This window comes from Polyangium jinanense, assembly GCF_028435365.1.
In genome coordinates, this window is record NZ_JAGTJJ010000001.1 from 839,704 (window position 1) to 854,516 (window position 14,813).

Annotated in this window: 14 protein-coding genes; 8 read left to right on the forward strand and 6 right to left on the reverse strand. The window is 68.3% G+C overall.

The genetic code is table 11. The features are described 5' to 3' along the window. Positions 1-69: 69 nt before the first annotated feature. The 3 genes from KEG57_RS03475 to KEG57_RS56430 are packed head-to-tail and all read right to left on the reverse strand — an operon-like array spanning position 70 to position 2,846. Entirely contained in the window at positions 70-1,167 is a 1,098-nt protein-coding gene (locus KEG57_RS03475; protein ID WP_272458114.1) for a mannose-1-phosphate guanylyltransferase, read from the reverse strand. Further along, on the reverse strand, positions 1,137-2,039 hold the full coding sequence (locus KEG57_RS03480; protein ID WP_272418023.1) for an undecaprenyl-diphosphate phosphatase: 903 nt from the start codon (positions 2,037-2,039) through the stop codon (positions 1,137-1,139). The genes KEG57_RS03475 and KEG57_RS03480 overlap by 31 nt, the downstream gene beginning before the upstream one ends. Positions 2,040-2,084: 45 nt before the next feature. Beyond that, entirely contained in the window at positions 2,085-2,846 is a 762-nt protein-coding gene (locus KEG57_RS56430) for an Hsp20/alpha crystallin family protein (RefSeq protein WP_272458115.1), read from the reverse strand. Positions 2,847-3,034: 188 nt separating this feature from the next. On the opposite strand from KEG57_RS56430, the gene KEG57_RS03490 reads away from it, so the two are divergent. Genes KEG57_RS03490 through KEG57_RS03510 form a run of 5 tightly spaced genes read left to right on the forward strand, consistent with a single transcriptional unit; the run spans position 3,035 to position 8,210 of the window. Next, positions 3,035-3,712: a hypothetical protein gene (locus tag KEG57_RS03490; protein ID WP_272418021.1), complete on the forward strand. Its 678-nt coding sequence runs from the start codon at positions 3,035-3,037 to the stop codon at positions 3,710-3,712. A 36-nt stretch (positions 3,713-3,748) separates the two neighbouring features. Next, positions 3,749-4,417, forward strand: a complete 669-nt coding sequence (locus KEG57_RS03495) for a succinate dehydrogenase cytochrome b subunit (protein ID WP_272458117.1) — start codon at positions 3,749-3,751, stop codon at positions 4,415-4,417. Positions 4,418-4,426: 9 nt separating this feature from the next. Next, positions 4,427-6,340, forward strand: coding sequence for a fumarate reductase/succinate dehydrogenase flavoprotein subunit (locus KEG57_RS03500; RefSeq protein WP_272458119.1), 1,914 nt, complete (start codon positions 4,427-4,429; stop codon positions 6,338-6,340). Further along, complete coding sequence (locus KEG57_RS03505; protein WP_272418018.1) at positions 6,340-7,137, forward strand: succinate dehydrogenase/fumarate reductase iron-sulfur subunit; 798 nt, start codon at positions 6,340-6,342, stop codon at positions 7,135-7,137. Before KEG57_RS03500 ends, KEG57_RS03505 begins: the two co-directional genes overlap by 1 nt. 53 nt (positions 7,138-7,190) lie before the next feature. Then, a complete protein-coding gene (locus KEG57_RS03510; RefSeq protein WP_272418017.1) occupies positions 7,191-8,210 on the forward strand; it encodes a DUF1152 domain-containing protein in 1,020 nt (339 codons plus the stop codon). Here KEG57_RS03510 and KEG57_RS03515 read toward each other — a convergent pair. The 3 genes from KEG57_RS03515 to KEG57_RS03525 all read right to left on the reverse strand — a co-directional run bounded on the left by KEG57_RS03515 (position 8,204) and on the right by KEG57_RS03525 (position 10,334). Then, complete coding sequence (locus KEG57_RS03515) at positions 8,204-9,373, reverse strand: STAS domain-containing protein (RefSeq protein ID WP_272418016.1); 1,170 nt, start codon at positions 9,371-9,373, stop codon at positions 8,204-8,206. The two genes, KEG57_RS03510 and KEG57_RS03515, sit on opposite strands and share 7 nt — an antisense overlap. Before the next feature lie 148 nt (positions 9,374-9,521). Further along, the gene (locus KEG57_RS03520) at positions 9,522-10,016 is read right to left on the reverse strand and encodes an MmcQ/YjbR family DNA-binding protein (protein WP_272418015.1); all 495 of its coding nucleotides are present in this window, start codon (positions 10,014-10,016) and stop codon (positions 9,522-9,524) included. 6 nt (positions 10,017-10,022) lie between these two features. Then, complete coding sequence (locus KEG57_RS03525) at positions 10,023-10,334, reverse strand: hypothetical protein (protein ID WP_272418014.1); 312 nt, start codon at positions 10,332-10,334, stop codon at positions 10,023-10,025. A 150-nt stretch (positions 10,335-10,484) separates the two neighbouring features. On the opposite strand from KEG57_RS03525, the gene KEG57_RS03530 reads away from it, so the two are divergent. Genes KEG57_RS03530 through KEG57_RS03540 form a run of 3 tightly spaced genes read left to right on the forward strand, consistent with a single transcriptional unit; the run spans position 10,485 to position 14,809 of the window. Then, positions 10,485-10,958 (forward strand): hypothetical protein, encoded by a 474-nt coding sequence (locus tag KEG57_RS03530; RefSeq protein ID WP_272418013.1) that lies wholly within the window; start codon positions 10,485-10,487, stop codon positions 10,956-10,958. Positions 10,959-10,961: 3 nt separating this feature from the next. Further along, positions 10,962-11,330, forward strand: coding sequence for a hypothetical protein (locus KEG57_RS03535; RefSeq protein WP_272418012.1), 369 nt, complete (start codon positions 10,962-10,964; stop codon positions 11,328-11,330). Beyond that, positions 11,327-14,809: a WD40 repeat domain-containing serine/threonine protein kinase gene (locus tag KEG57_RS03540; RefSeq protein ID WP_272458120.1), complete on the forward strand. Its 3,483-nt coding sequence runs from the start codon at positions 11,327-11,329 to the stop codon at positions 14,807-14,809. Before KEG57_RS03535 ends, KEG57_RS03540 begins: the two co-directional genes overlap by 4 nt. Positions 14,810-14,813 lie beyond the last annotated feature (4 nt).

Here is a 14,813-nt window from a genome sequence, read left to right on the forward strand (position 1 = left end):
GAGCCTCGCGACCGGCCTGTCCACCCCTCGCGAGCGTCCGTCCCCACATGAGCGGAACGGACTTCCGTATCAAACGAGGCGGGTTCGTCCGCGCGCCTTGAGCGCCGCGACCACCTCTTTCACGTCCTGCGCCCGCGCCCGCGGCACCACGAGCAAAGCGTCGTCGGTCTCCACCACCACGAGATCCTCCACGCCGACGAGCGCAATCACGCGTTTTCCCTCCTCGGCCCCTGCGCGCAGATCGAGCACCAGGTTCCGCCGCGCGTCGACGAACAGCGCGCTCGGGGGCGCCGCATTCTGCTGCGCGTCCTTCTCGGCGAGATCGAATGCCGTCTGAAAACTCCCCACGTCGCTCCAGCCGAAATCGCCGGGGACGACGGCGAAATGGTCGACGTGGTCCATCACGCCGTGATCGATGCTGATCGACGGCAATGTCGGGAAGATTCGTTCGAGCGCGGCTTGCTCCTCGCCCTCCTCGGCGGCGCGGTCGATCGCGTCGAGCCCCTCGGCGAGGGCGGGCATGTGCGCGCGGATCGCCTCCACCATGTCGCGTACCCGGAAAAAGAACATCCCCGCATTCCAGAGATGCTTGCCGCCGGCCACGAAGCTTTCCGCGCGCGCCGCGTCCGGCTTCTCCACGAACCGCTTCGCCAGAAGCGCCTCGACGCCGCGCGCTTCTCCTTCGAGCTCGATGTACCCATACCCCGTCTCCGGGTGCGTGGGCTTGATTCCGATCGTCGTGATCGTCCCGCTCGCGGCCGACGCCACCGCGCGCTCGAGCGCGCGCCGAAAACCCGGGACGTCGCGCACGTGGTGATCACTCGGCAGGACCATCAACACGGCGTCCGGGTCCGTCCGGGCAATGTGAAAGACCGCCCAACCAATGCAAGGCGCCGTGTTCCGCGCGGCGGGCTCGACGAGCGTGTTCTCGGCGAGCAATTCCGGCAATGCCTCGGCCGTCTGCTCCACGAGGTGCTTGCCCGTCGCCACGAAGAGCCGATCCCAGCCGACGAGCGGCGTGATCCGCTCCGCCGTCTGCCGGATGAGCGGGGACTTCCCGACGAGGGGCAAGAGCTGCTTCGGCCGCGCGGCGCGCGAGGCCGGCCAGAAACGCGTGCCGGCGCCGCCGGCGAGGATCAGGGCGTAGACGGAAGGAGCGGATTGCATGGTTTGTCATCCATGGACATAACGGCCATCACGGGCGACGCCGGTGCCTCCCCTGCCGAAACCTCGCCGAACGAACGGCCGTACGAGACCGTGGCGAAGCCCAAGGGGAGGATCCAGAACGCAAGCCGCGCAAGGGCGTGTTTTTCGAGCAAGCTGCGCGCGAGGCCGATCGCGACCGTCGCGCCGAGGAAAGCCGTCAAAAGGCCGAAGCCGATCGCCGGCGCGCCCATCTCCGGGACCTCCGGCATCCCGAACAGGCCCGAGACGAACGACGCAAGCAGCGTGATGCCCGTGAGCGCGAACGCAAGATCGAGCGCGCGCTCGGGCTTCGTGCCCATCCACATCGTGATCACGAGCGCCGCGCCCACGTCCGAGCCGCCGGGCAGTGCGCCCGTCCCGTGCACGAGGCCGAGCAGCGCGGCGAGCGAGAGCGGCGGCGCCTCCTCGCGCCCGGCCGGGGCGAGGCTCATCGTGGCCACGACGAGCCCCGTCCAGACGAGGCCGAAGCCCACCGCGATCGGCGCGCCGCTCCAGAGCTCGACGTAGGGCGCCGCGAGCGCGCGCGCGAGCAAGCTCGTGCCCGCGGCGACCACGAGCACGGCCGCGTCGTGCGCGCCCGGCGACGAACGCACGAGCGAAGGACGCGCGACAGCCCTGAGGCCCTCGGAGACCGCGGCGACGAGGCTCCGCCGGGCGCCGACGAGCAACGCGGAGGCCGTCGCGACGTGCAGGATCGACTCGAGCGCCGCGGCGCTTCGCCCCGGATCGAGCCAGAGACGAGCGACTGCGTCGTGCCCCGAACGCGAGATCGGCAGCGCCTCGGCGAGGCCCTGAATCCCGGCGAGCAGCACGACCTCCGCGAGCGGCAGCACGCGGGCAGTGATAGCAGCGCCGCGGCGCCCTTGTAAATCGGGCTGCTAGGCCGCCTTCTCCCGTGAGCCGCCCTGCGTCATGCCCTGTTCACTGCTTCCCGCGCCCGTCGTGGCTTGCGAGGTCCCGTGCGTCCCGCCAGCCGTGCTCGTCGCGCCTGTCGTGCCTGTCGCGGATGTTTGTCCCGCGGTCGTGCTCGCGCCCGTGCCCGACGCGCCGCTCGCCGAGGTTTGCGGACGCACGCCCGATTGCACGGCTTGCTCCTCTGCGCGGCCTTCACCCCGCTTCACGCTGATGCGCTTCGGCTCTTCTGCCTTCGATTTCGGGATGACCACCTCCAGCACGCCGCTGTTCAGGTTTGCTTCGATCCGCTCCGGATCGATCCCCTCGGGCAGCGTGAACGACCGGGTAAAACTCCCGTACGAGCGCTCGTAGGCCCAGTATCGGTCGCCCTCGTCGCGCTGCTCCTCCTCGCGCCTGCCGCTGATCGTGAGCCGCCGGCCGGAGACGTCGATCGAGACGTCGTCCTCCTTCAGCCCCGGCAGATCCGCGCGGATCATGTATCCATCCTTCGTCTCGCGCACCTCCATGTCGGGCATGAAGGCCCGGCCTTGCGGCAGGAAGGACTCCATTTCGGCGAACGGATCCCAGGAGAGCATCTCGCGCATGCGCCGGAATGGATCTCCGTAACCGAGCGCGCGGAACGGATCCACGGTCGCGAGCCGCTGCTCCCGACCCGGCTCCCGGGCGCCTGCCTGCGTCATCTCGCGCGATTGCCCCTGTCCTTCTCGGCCTTCTCGTCTGCGCATGAATCCAGCCATGATGACCCCCTCCTATTCGATTGACTTTGCACTTCATGCACGTTCCGTGCGCAAGGCGGGCACGGTGACGATTGCACAGTGCCACGGAGGAGTCCGCCTCGGAGGGCCCGCGAACGGGCGTCCTGGAAAGACGGTCGCGCTCCCCCTGCGCATGAAGGTTGCACGGATCGGAGGACATGCGCCGTTTGCTCCTCGCCCTCGCGCTCGCCGTGACCGGATGCGGCAGCTCGTATTATTATCAGCCCGCCGAACAAGCCAACGCGTCGGTATCAGGATATCCCGCGGCGCGGTACGACATCCCGCCGGGCTCTGGCAAAGGGGACGTGCGGGTGAGCTCGTTTGGCGTGACGGACGTGCGTCTCTCCGAGGACGAGAAACCGGTCCGCGCGCTGCACGTCCGCTTCGTCGTGGCGAACGAGGACGGCACCGAACCGTGGACCGTCGATACACGCGAGCTCCGCGTGCAGTTCGCCGACATGGCGGGCGAGACCGCGCCTGCGCTCGCGAATGCGACCCACGAGGGGATGCCCGTCGTCGTGGTCCCGCGCGGCGAATCGACGACGATCGACGCCTACTTCCCGCTCCCGGAGTCGCTCCGGGGCGCCCGCGACCTGCCGCAATTCGACATCGTCTGGCGCGTGCACACCGACGATCGTGTCGTCACGCAGCGGACCCCGTTCGAGCGGCGCACCATCGAGCCTCCTCCGTCCACGGTGACGTACGGGTATGGTTATGGCTGGGGCGGCGGGGCGTATCCGTACTGGTGGTACGATCCGTTCTTTTATCCACGCTCGGTGGTCATCCAGCGAGGCCCTGCGCAGCCGCGCGTTTATTACTACGGATATCCCCGCTGAGAACTCCGGATCGTCGTACAGGGAGGAGGGCCCGCGATGGCGACGAGCGTGGAATTCGGAACGACGAGCGTCGCCAAGAAGGCGCTCATGGCGGTGAGCGGGATCGTGCTCACGGTGTACGTCGTCCTGCACCTCGCGGGCAACCTGCTTTATTTCGCCGGCCCCGAGGCGCTCGACGCGTATGGCGCTCTCCTCCACCAAAATGCCGCCCTGCTCTGGTCGGCCCGCGCCGTCCTCTTCGCGTCGTTCGGCGTACACGTGGTCGTCGCGCTCGACCTCTACATGCGCAAGCAGGTCGCGCGTCCGATCTCGTATGGCCGCTACGAACGCGCGGCGAGCAGCCTCGGCGCGCGCTCGATGCTCTGGACCGGCCTCGTCCTCCTCGGCTTCGTCGTCTATCACGTCCTCCATTTGACCCTCGGTCTCGCGCACCCCGCGTACGCCCCAGGGCGCGTGTATTCCAATGTCTCGGTCGCGTTCGCCTCGGTCGTGCCCACGGTGATTTACGTGGTCAGCATGATCGCGCTCGGCTTGCACGTCTCGCACGGCGTGCTCGCGATGACGCAATCGCTGGGGCTCACCCTGCATCGTGACCGGCTGCGCGCGCTCCGGCGGCTGTCCGTCGTCCTCGCGCTGATCGTCGCCCTGGGCCTCGCCGCCATTCCGATCACCGCGCTCGCGCTCTCTTTCACGAGGGGGCGGTAGGGGAAATTCATGCACCTCGACGGCAAGATCCCCGGCGGTCCTCTTCCGCAGAAATGGGAGCGCCGCAAGCTCGAATACGCGCTCGTGAGCCCGGCGAACCGCCGCAAATACCGTGTGCTCGTCGTCGGCACGGGCCTCGCGGGCGCCTCGTGCGCCGCCACGCTCGGCGAGCTCGGCTACCGCGTCGAATGCGTCTTCTTCCACGACAGCCCCCGCCGCGCGCACAGCATCGCGGCCCAAGGCGGTATCAATGCCGCGAAGAACTACCAGAACGACGGCGACAGCGTGCAGCGCCTCTTCCAGGACACGATCAAGGGCGGCGATTACCGGGCCCGCGAGGGCAACGTCTACCGACTCGCCGAGGTGAGCCTGCGCATCATCGATCAATGCGTCGCGCAGGGCGTCCCGTTCGCCCGTGAATACGGCGGAAAACTCGCGAACCGCTCCTTCGGCGGCGCCCAGGTCTCCCGCACGTTTTATGCGCGCGGCCAGACGGGCCAGCAGCTCCTCCTCGGCGCCTACCAGGCCCTGCTCCGCCAGGTCCAGGCGGGCACGGTGCGCATCTCGCCGCGCACGGAGATGCTCGACCTCGTCGTCGCCAACGGCAAAGCCCGCGGCATCGTCGCGCGTGACCTCGTGACCGGCGAGATCCGCACGTTCGTCGCCGACGCCGTCGTCCTCGCCACGGGCGGGTACGGCAATGCCTATTACCTCTCGACGTACGCGCGCAACTCGAATGCGACCGCGATCTGGCGCGCCCATCGCCGCGGCGCGTACTTCGCGAACCCCTGCTTCACGCAGATCCACCCCACGTGCATCCCCGTCAGCGGCGAGCACCAATCGAAGCTCACGCTCATGAGCGAATCGCTCCGCAACGACGGCCGCATCTGGGTCCCGCTCCGCGCCGGGGACGAACGAACGCCCGAGCAGATCCCCGAGGCCGAGCGCGACTATTACCTCGAGCGCCGCTACCCGAGTTATGGAAACCTCACGCCGCGCGACGTCGCCTCCCGCGCGGCCAAGGCTGTTTGCGACGAGGGCCGCGGCGTCGGCAAGAGTGGCCTTGGCGTCTACCTCGATTTCGCGGACGCCATTCGCCGCCTCGGCGCGAGCGTCATCGGCGAGCGGTATGGAAACCTCTTCGCCATGTACGCCGAAATCACCGGCGAGGACCCCTACCGCACCCCGATGCGCATCTACCCGGCCATTCATTACACGATGGGCGGCCTCTGGGTCGATTATGATCTCATGAGCACGATCGACGGCCTCTTCGTCATCGGCGAGGCGAACTTCTCCGACCACGGGGCAAACCGGCTCGGCGCGAGCGCGCTCATGCAGGGCCTCGCGGACGGCTATTTCATCGCGCCGCTCGCCGTCGGCAGCTACCTCGCGCGCGCGAAGCCGCCGTCCATCGACGATTCTCACCCCGCGTTCGGAGAGGCGCGCAAGGATACGGCATCCCGCATCGAGCGGCTGCTCTCGGTGCACGGCAAGCGCACCGCCGCCTCGTTCCACCGCGAGCTCGGCAAGCTGCTCTGGGACCAATGCGGCATGTCGCGGAACCGCGCAGGCCTCGAAAGCGCACTCGCCCAGATCCCCGAGATGCGCGAGAGGTTTTACCGGGAAATCCTCATCCCCGGCCAGGGCGAATCCTTGAACCGGGAGCTCGAAACCGCCGGCCGTGTCGCCGATTATTTCGAGCTCGCCGAGCTCATCTGCCGCGACGCCCTCCGCCGCGAGGAGTCCTGCGGCGGCCATTTCCGAGAGGAGTACCAGACGCCGGACGGCGAGGCCCTGCGCGACGACGAGCATTTCGGCTACGTCGCCGCATGGGAATGGCGCGGCGAGGGTGAACCCCACGTCCTGCACAAGGAGCCGCTCGTCTTCGAGGCGGCCCCGCCCATGCAAAGGAGCTACAAGTGATGCGGATCGCGCTCGAGGTCTGGCGTCAGCGAAGCCCCGAGGAGCCCGGCCGGTTCGTCCGGTACGAGACCGCGGAGGCCTCGCCCGACATGTCGCTGCTCGAGCTGCTCGACGTCGTCAACGAGGGCCTCGTGCAAAACGGCGAGGAACCGATCGCATTCGACAGCGATTGCCGCGAAGGCATTTGCGGCACCTGCGGATTCATGGTCAACGGCCTCGCGCACGGCCCGCTCCAGGGCGCGGCCGCGTGCCAGGTCTATCTCCGCAACTTCCGCGATGGAGAGACGCTCTGGATCGAGCCTTTCCGGGCGAAAGCATTTCCTCTCATCAAGGACCTCGTCATCAACCGCAGCGCGCTCGATCGAATCATCGCCGCGGGTGGTTACGTTACGGTGAACACGGGCAATGCGCCGGAGGCGAACACCTCGACGATCCCCAAGGACCTTGCCGAGCAAGCCATGGATGCCGCGGCGTGCATCGCGTGCGGCGCCTGCATCGCGGCTTGCCCGAATACCTCGGCCGCGCTCTTCACGGGCGCCAAGATCACGCACCTCGGAAAACTCCCGGAGGGCCAGCCCGAGCGAGGGCGGCGCGCGCTGCGCATGGTCCGGGCCGCGGCGGTCGAGGGATTCGGCCATTGCACATTCGCGGGTGAATGCGAGACCGCATGCCCGAAAAGCATCCCCCTCCAGGTCATCACGCAAATGAACCACGACTACCTCGCGGCCCGGCTCCGCGGCGAGGGACGCGCGCAACCAAGGCACATCGAGCCCGGCACGCCGAAACGACGCCGCTGACGCGCTCGCGCTACGCGCCTCGACCGCCGCCGTGGTAACCTCGGCACCGCGCCATGCTCCCGACCTTCCTCGCGCGCCTCGCCGACCCCGCCATCGAGACCGTCCTCCTCTGCGGCTGCGGGGGAGGCTTCGATTTCTTGCAAGGCGCGACGCTCCTGCCCGAGCTCGAGCGCCTCGGCAAGCGCGTGATCCTCGGTAGTTATTCGTTCGGGGAGCCCGAGCGCATCGACGACGCGCCCGTCGTGTACACGGCCGAGACCGGCGCCGTCGTCAAGCGGGTCCTCGGGCATTCGAGCCCCCCGCCCGATTACGGCCCCGAGGTGCACCTCGCGAGCTTCCTCGATCAAGAGCGCCCCGAGGGCGCGCCGCATTTCGTCTACGCTTATTATGCACGGGCCTTCACCGTGCCCGCCCTCCGCGCTTTTTATGCCGAGCTCGTCCGCCGGCACGCCGTCGACGCGGTGGTCCTCGTCGACGGCGGCTCGGATTCGCTGATGCGCGGCGACGAAGAGGGGCTCGGCGATCCGATCGAGGACGCGGTTTCCGTCGGCGCAGTCGCCTCGCTCGAAGGCGTGAAGCTCAAGCTGCTCTGCTCGATCGGCCTCGGCGCTGACCGCTTCAATGGCGTCTCGGACGCCGCCAGCTTGCGCGCCATCGCCGAGCTCACCGAGGCGGGCGGGTTCCTCGGCGCCGTGAGCCTCGAACCGACGAGCCCCGGGTATCGCTTTTACAAACGCTGCATCGAGCACGTCTATGCGAACCAGACGTTCCGCTCGGCGCTCACCGGATTCATTCTCTCTGCGGCCGAGGGCCATTTCGGCGGCGAAGAAGTCCCGCCGGCCCTGCGCAGCCGGGTGAGCCCCGGCCGCTTCTTCGTCTGGCCGCTCATGGCCATGGTCTGGGCGTTCGACGTCGAGGTCGTGGCGGGCCGGTCGAAAATCGTCGGCTGGATCCGCGATTGCACCACAGTGCGGGATTGCCACCTCGCGCTCCGCCGCGGCCGCACCTTGCTCGCGGAGGGCCCGCGCGAGGTGGAGAACCTGCCGCGGCAGGAGGACATGGTCGGTTATTGAGCCGGTTCGGCCCGACGAACACGCGTCTCGTCTGCCATCCGCCGAATGCAGAGCCTTAGCCCCTCCCGCAGGTTCGCGCAGGTCGTCAGGCTCGACAGATCGAGCCCGAGCGTCACCATCGTCTGCGCCACCGTTGGCCGGATCCCCGTGACGATGCCCTCCGCGCCGAGCAGCCGGATCGCGCGAATGAGGCTGAAGAGGTGGCTCGCCGTCATCGTGTCGACCATATCGACGCCGGTCAGATCGAGGATCGCGAACCGCGCCGACGTGCGCACCACGGCCGAAAGCAGGTCATCCATCACGCGCGCCACGCGCCGGCTATCGACGACGCCCATCATCGGGAGCGTGACCACGTTCTCCCAGACCTGAATCACGGGTGTCTCCAGGTTCCGGATGACCTCCTCTTGCCGCTCGATGAGCTCCATCTTCGCCCGGAGCTCGAGCATTGCTTTTCGCATGTCCCTCTTGGCGAGCGTCAGGCCCAGCATGTGCGTGGTCTCGCCCTCCTTGTTGCGTATCGGGACGAACCAGCTCTCCCACAGGATGTCGAGGGCATCATTCGTTGAATTGATGAACTCTCCCTCGAGCGCGCGACGGATGGCGGCCACTCCATCGGTCACGTCCTTGTAAAGCTCGAAGAGGTTCTGTCCGATGAGCGTCCCGGGCTCGTTGCCACCGGTCCTGCATCCTTTGCCGTCATGCAGCAGGTACGTGCCCTCTTGATCGATCACGTATGCCGATAGATCCAGGCTATCGAGGATCGCGCGAAGGACACGCTCGGGCGCGGTCGGGGGCAGCAATGCGAGGTCTTCGGCAGGCGGCACGGCGAGCCGACCCGAGGAGACGCGCGGCGTCGGGACAATGGTGACGTAGATCTCGGAGCGACCCGGCGCACGCCGCGCGTGCAAGGAGAACGAGCGATAGAGCCCCTCGGCGTCACGCATTTGGCAGAGGGCATTCCAGTCTTCGCCCTCGCTCATCGTCGCCCACGCCGACGCGACCGTGTCCCTGTAATCGGGGTGAAGGGACTCGAACAAGGATCCGCCTCGCACGCGCTCAGCTCCAAGGACACGCTCGGCCTCAGGATTGAAGCCGGAAATCGCGCCCTCCTGGCTCGTGGCCACGAGGATACCAGGGCAATGCTGGAACCAAGCCGAATCCATTACACTCTCCACGAACCTATGCAGTCCAACGAATGGACTATCACGTCGCTCGTGGCAGCGTCGAGCGGGAAATCTGCAAAATCGATTACACCTCGGAAGGAATTTCCCGCGGATACGTCAACGATGTGACGTGGGGAGGCGGCGCGGCTCAGTCGTCCACGCGTGCGGCGAGGGCTTTCGGGGCGATCATTTTGTAGCTCCCCGCGACGAGGGCCCGCACCTCGTTCCAGTCGAGCGGATCATCGTCCTGCTCATCGAGTCGCACGTCGACCCACCCGTGCTTGCCCACGTATTTCGCGATCGTGAATCGCGGATCGGTGGCCACGAGCCCGGCTTGCATCTCGAACGTGGTCTTCACCCCGAACGACCACACGCCGTTCTCCCCGCCGATCCCCGCGAAGATTTTATCGCGCACCCGGAACGTCGGATGTCCCCAGGCCTCGACCTCGGTCGCCTCGGGAAAACTCATGCAAATGGCGCGGAACCGATCGAGTATCCCGCCGGGTCCCTCCATCTTGCTCGCCCCACGGACCGCCTTTTTCGCCGGGGGAGCGGCCTTCTTCGCCGTCGTTTTGGCCGTCTTCGCGGCCGCCTTTTTGGTGGTTTTCGTCAATTTCGTCGTGCTGGCTTTCGTGCTCGCCATGGTCCCTCAGTACCCGAGGTCACGCATCTTTTTCGTCGTCGTGGAAGGCAATGGTTTGGCGGTCTTCGCGTCGGTCGCGGGCAGAGGCCCGCGCGCGGCCAAGGCCGAGACCGAACGGCGGGCGTCCTCCTTCCCGTCGCGTACGGGGCGCGTGGCCATGCCGGTCCCGAGCGCGAGCGGTTTGCCGTCAACCGTCGCCTTCACCTCCTCGGTCGCCGCGCCCGTCACGACGGCGACGTTCTCCGGCTCGCCAGCGCGCGCGAGCGGACCCGAAGCAAGGCCGAGGACGAGCGCGGCGCAAGCGACCCATCGAGACATGGACCGCCATTCTGCCGCCCCCTCCCGCCGGATGTCGAGGGGTAGAATCACGCGCTCGATCCGGCCCCGGACGCCGCCACCCCGCCCCCGCCGCACCTTGACGCGCCCGTCGCCCTTGACTTCGCCGGGCGAAGGAGCGAGGTGTGCTTGATGCGCGCCCCCATTTCCCACGACAAACCCTCCTTCTCGCGTCGGCTTTCCGGCGTCCTCCTCGCGATCGCCGCGCTCGTCGGCCCCGCCTCAGCGGCCGCGGACGAGGTCGGGCCGCTCGAAGAGAGCTGTTACAACAAGAAGTCCGGCGATGCATGCGCCGATCCCGCGGGCGCCGCCGGCACGTGCACCGGCGTGAAAGACTTGCGAGGTCGCGAGCTACTCCGCTGCTTGGCGGGCGCCAAAGCTCCGGCCACGCAGCCGGCCGACACGAAGACCCAGACCCCGCAGCCGACCGAGGCAAAGACCCCGAGCCCGACGCCGTCCGCCGCGACCGTGTCCGTGGCCGAGAAAAAGGGCTGCTCCGTGTCGGCCGTCGGGAGCTCGAACGAAGGGGCGCCGCTCGTGATCACCGTCGCCCTGGCCGCGCTCGCCCTCTACCGAGTGAAACGCCGCGCGCAGCCCGCGGGGTGAGGGGTGGACTGGTTCTGGGCATTCGTCTTCACGCAGGTCGTCGAGATCCCCATCTACGTCTATGGGCTCCGCGTCCGCGTGTACGAGGCATTTGGCGCGAGCGCGCTGACGCACCCGATCGTCTGGTTCGTCATTCCGAACCTCTGGGAGCGCATCTACCTCGCCGTGTTCGCGCCTCATCCCTCGTTATGGATCTCGGCTGTCCCGCGATACTGGATCATGGTGGTCATCGCCGAGACGTTCGCCGTGACCGCCGAGGCGGGGTATTTTCGTTTCATCGGTAAGAAAAAAACACTCGGGTGGGCGTTCGCCGCGAACATGGCGAGCGTCACCCTGGGTTTTGCGAGCCGCGCGCTCTTCGATTGGCCGTGACCGCCGGACGCACGCTCCCCTCCCCGCTCGAGGCCGCGACGCTCGATCCCGCGGAGGGGAGAGGCGTTCGGCCCGGCACGCTCGGCGAGGCGACGCTGCCCGCGCCCCCGATGAACACGCTCATCGCCCGCACCGGCAAGGACGACGGCGAGGACGAGAATGCCGAGGAGAGCGCGGCCATGCGGCGCATGCGCGTGGTCGATCCGGAGACGTATGCGGTGGAATCGGAGGTCGCGAAGGGCGGCATCGGTCGGATCCTGCGGGCGCACGACACGCACCTCGATCGCCCCGTCGCGCTGAAGGAGCTCATCACGCGCGACCCGCAGGCCGAGGAGCGGTTCATCCGCGAGGCGCGGATCACGGCGCGCCTGCAGCACCCCTCGATCGTGCCGCTCTACGAGGCAGGCGTCTGGCCCTCGGGCGAGCCGTTTTTCGCGATGAAGCTCGTCTCCGGCCGCTCGCTCGACCACTTCATCGCGGAGGCGAGCACGCTCGATCAACGCCTCGCCCTGCTCCCCCACGTGCTCGCGGTCGCCGAGGCGATGGCGTATGCGCATAACGAGCGCGTCATTCATCGCGACCTCAAGCCGCAAAACATCTTGCTCGGTCCGTTCGGCGAGACCGTGGTCATCGATTGGGGCCTCGCGAAGGATCTCGACGAGGAATCCTCCGAGCCGCCACCTTCGTCGAAGCTGCCGTCGAAGAGATTGTCTTCGCCGTCCTCGTCGGGATCGATGGCGCTCACCGTGCTCGGCGTGGTCATGGGCACGCCCGCGTACATGCCGCCCGAGCAGGCCGCGGGGCGCAGCGTGGACGAGCGCGCCGACGTGTATGCGATCGGCGCGATTCTGTACCACCTGCTCGCGGGCAAACCCTCCTACGAGGGCAACTACCCGATGGATATCGTCCGGCGCGTGCTGCGCGAGCCGCCGGCGCCCATCGAAAAGCTCCAGCCAGGCGTGCCGCGTGATCTCGTGACGATCGTGCAAAAGGCCATGGCACGGTCCAAGGCCGACCGATACCGGACGGCCGGTGAGCTCGCCGCGGACTTGCGCTGCTTCCAGACGGGGCAGATTGTCCAGGCACACCATTATTCGGCCCGCGAGCGGCTCCTGCGGTTCGGCCGGCGCCATCGCGCGACGTTGCTCATGGCATTTGCCGCGGCCCTCGCGCTCGCGGTCACGGGCGCGCTCGCGGTCGGACGCGTCCTCGACGCACGCGACGAGGCGCGGCGCGAGCGCGACAGGGCCGCGGAGGCCGAGCGGCGGGAATCGGAGCGCGCCGATACGCTCACGCTCGTCGAGGCGCGCGCGGCGGCCTCGCGGGATCCGCTCGCAGCGCTCGCCTGGCTCAAGACCCTCTCGGCGTCGTTCCGCGGGCATCGGCGCGAGCGGCTCGTGGCGGCGGATGCAATTTCGAGAGGCGTCCCGCTGCTCCTCCGGGGCCATATGGCGGGCATCAATCGCGGGGCCTTTTCGCCGGATGGCCGGTTCGTGGCCACGGCGAGCGACGACCGGACGCTCCGACTCTGGGACGTGACGACGGCAAAGGCACGCGTGCTCGAAGGACATACCGACGAGGTCTGGGACGCGGCCTTCTCTCCCGATGGCTCCTGGCTCGCCAGCCGCAGCAAGGACACCACGGTCCGGCTCTGGAGCATGCAGACGAGCGAAACCACGGTCCTCGCGGGACACGCGGCGCCGCTCGGCGCGATTCAATTCTTCCCAGACGGGCGGCGCCTCGCCTCCCGGGGTCGTGATGGATCCGTATGCGTGTGGGACCTCGCTGCGAGGGAGTGCAAGCGTGCCTGGTCGAAAACCGGCACGGAGCGACAGCTCGTCATTTCGCCGGACGGGCGCACCCTCGCGTTCGTGGGGGCAGGTTCGCTCGTTCTTTACGACGCCGACACCGGGTCCGAGCGCCGCTTCGAGGGCGAGGCGCAGGAGACGCAGGCCATTGCATTCTCGCCCGATGGATCCCTCGTGGCCACGGGCGACCGGAAAGGAGACGTTCGATTGTGGGACGTCTCGACGGGTGAATCGAAGCGGCTCGAAGGCCACACCGCAATGGTGCGCGCGATCGTGTTTCTTCCGGACGGCTCGCGCTTCGTCTCCGCGGGCAACGACCGCGCCGTGCGCATCTGGGACGTCCGCACGGGGGAAGCGCGCGTGCTGAAGGGGCACGAGGGGACGATTTACACGCTCGCCCTGTCGCCGGACGGCAAGCACTTGTTGACCGGCTCCGCGGACCAGACCGCGCGCCTTTGGGACGTGGCCTCCGGGACATCGCGGGTGTTCCGCGGCCCGAACGATTCCTTGTCGGATGTCGACTTTTCCCGCGACGGCAAGCGCGCGCTCGTCGCGAGTTACGACAACAGCCTGCGCGTCTATTCGCTCGAAGCCCTCCGCGACCGCGTCGTGGCCGTGCACGAGCGCGAGGCGGGCGTGATCGCCGTCTCGCCCGACGGGACGTGTGTCGCCTCGGGCAGCGCCGACGGGGCGGTCGTCTGGACGAACCTCGCGGACGGGACGACACGGACGCTGGGCCAGCACGCGGGCGAGGTGCGGGGCGTCGCGTTTTCCGGCGATGGCGCGGCGATCGCCTCCGCGGGCGCGGACGGACGCGTGCGTGTCTTCAGCACGCAGGGCGCGGCGCTCTCGTTCGAGGCCCACGCCGGCGCCGCGAATGTCGTCCTGTTTTCGCCGGACGGCGCGCGCATCGTCTCCGCGGGCGAGGACGGGGCCATTCGAATGTTTCCCGCGAAGGGCGGCGAGGGGCAGATCCTCGCGCGGCATTCGGCGGCCGCGACCGCGCTTGCGTTTTCCCCGGACGGCACGCGCATCGCGTATTCGTTCGCCGATGGGCGGGTCGTCTTGCGTGAGGTCGTCACGGGCCGAGAAACGATTCTCGCCGGCCACCACGACGCGGTGCACGTGCTCGTGTTTTCCCCGGACGGCGGCCTGCTCGCGTCGGGCGGCATGGACCATTCCGTGCGGCTCTGGGACGTGACCACAGGCGCCCCGCGCCACGTCCTCGACGCGGCAGGGACAGGGCTCACGCGGCTCGTGTTTTTCCCGGACGGCAAACGATTCGCGACGCTCGGCGGCGAGGCCAACGTAAAACTGTGGAGCACGGCCGACGGCCGATTGCTCGATGTCCTGCGAGGATATCGAGGCGTCGTCGCGGGGCTCGACGTCTCGCCCGAGGGCAGCCGGCTCGCGGCGGCGGGCGCGGACGGCGTCGTGCGGTCATGGGACCTCGAAGCGGGCGAGAGCCGGCTGCTCGAAGGGCACGAGGGCAACGTCTTCGCCGTCGCGTTCGCCGAGGGAGGCCGATCCCTCGTCACGGCCGGAAAAGACCGGACCGTGCGGCGCTGGATGGACGATCTGCCCATGGAAGCGACGAGCATCCGCGCCTTCGTCGAGGCCGCGACGCCGGAGACGGTCACGTCGCTCGGCCTTCACCCGGACAAACGCTGATCGT

Bases quoted from the DNA above. Each gene is read 5' to 3' on its own strand.
- KEG57_RS03475 (WP_272458114.1), bottom strand. From the start codon at position 1,167: ATGCAATCCGCTCCTTCCGTCTACGCCCTGATCCTCGCCGGCGGCGCC.
- KEG57_RS56430 (WP_272458115.1), bottom strand. From the start codon at position 2,846: ATGCGCAGACGAGAAGGCCGAGAAGGACAGGGGCAATCGCGCGAGATG.
- KEG57_RS03490 (WP_272418021.1), top strand. From the start codon at position 3,035: ATGCGCCGTTTGCTCCTCGCCCTCGCGCTCGCCGTGACCGGATGCGGC.
- KEG57_RS03495 (WP_272458117.1), top strand. From the start codon at position 3,749: ATGGCGACGAGCGTGGAATTCGGAACGACGAGCGTCGCCAAGAAGGCG.
- KEG57_RS03500 (WP_272458119.1), top strand. From the start codon at position 4,427: ATGCACCTCGACGGCAAGATCCCCGGCGGTCCTCTTCCGCAGAAATGG.
- KEG57_RS03505 (WP_272418018.1), top strand. From the start codon at position 6,340: ATGCGGATCGCGCTCGAGGTCTGGCGTCAGCGAAGCCCCGAGGAGCCC.
- KEG57_RS03510 (WP_272418017.1), top strand. From the start codon at position 7,191: ATGCTCCCGACCTTCCTCGCGCGCCTCGCCGACCCCGCCATCGAGACC.
- KEG57_RS03515 (WP_272418016.1), bottom strand. From the start codon at position 9,373: ATGGATTCGGCTTGGTTCCAGCATTGCCCTGGTATCCTCGTGGCCACG.
- KEG57_RS03520 (WP_272418015.1), bottom strand. From the start codon at position 10,016: ATGGCGAGCACGAAAGCCAGCACGACGAAATTGACGAAAACCACCAAA.
- KEG57_RS03525 (WP_272418014.1), bottom strand. From the start codon at position 10,334: ATGTCTCGATGGGTCGCTTGCGCCGCGCTCGTCCTCGGCCTTGCTTCG.
- KEG57_RS03530 (WP_272418013.1), top strand. From the start codon at position 10,485: ATGCGCGCCCCCATTTCCCACGACAAACCCTCCTTCTCGCGTCGGCTT.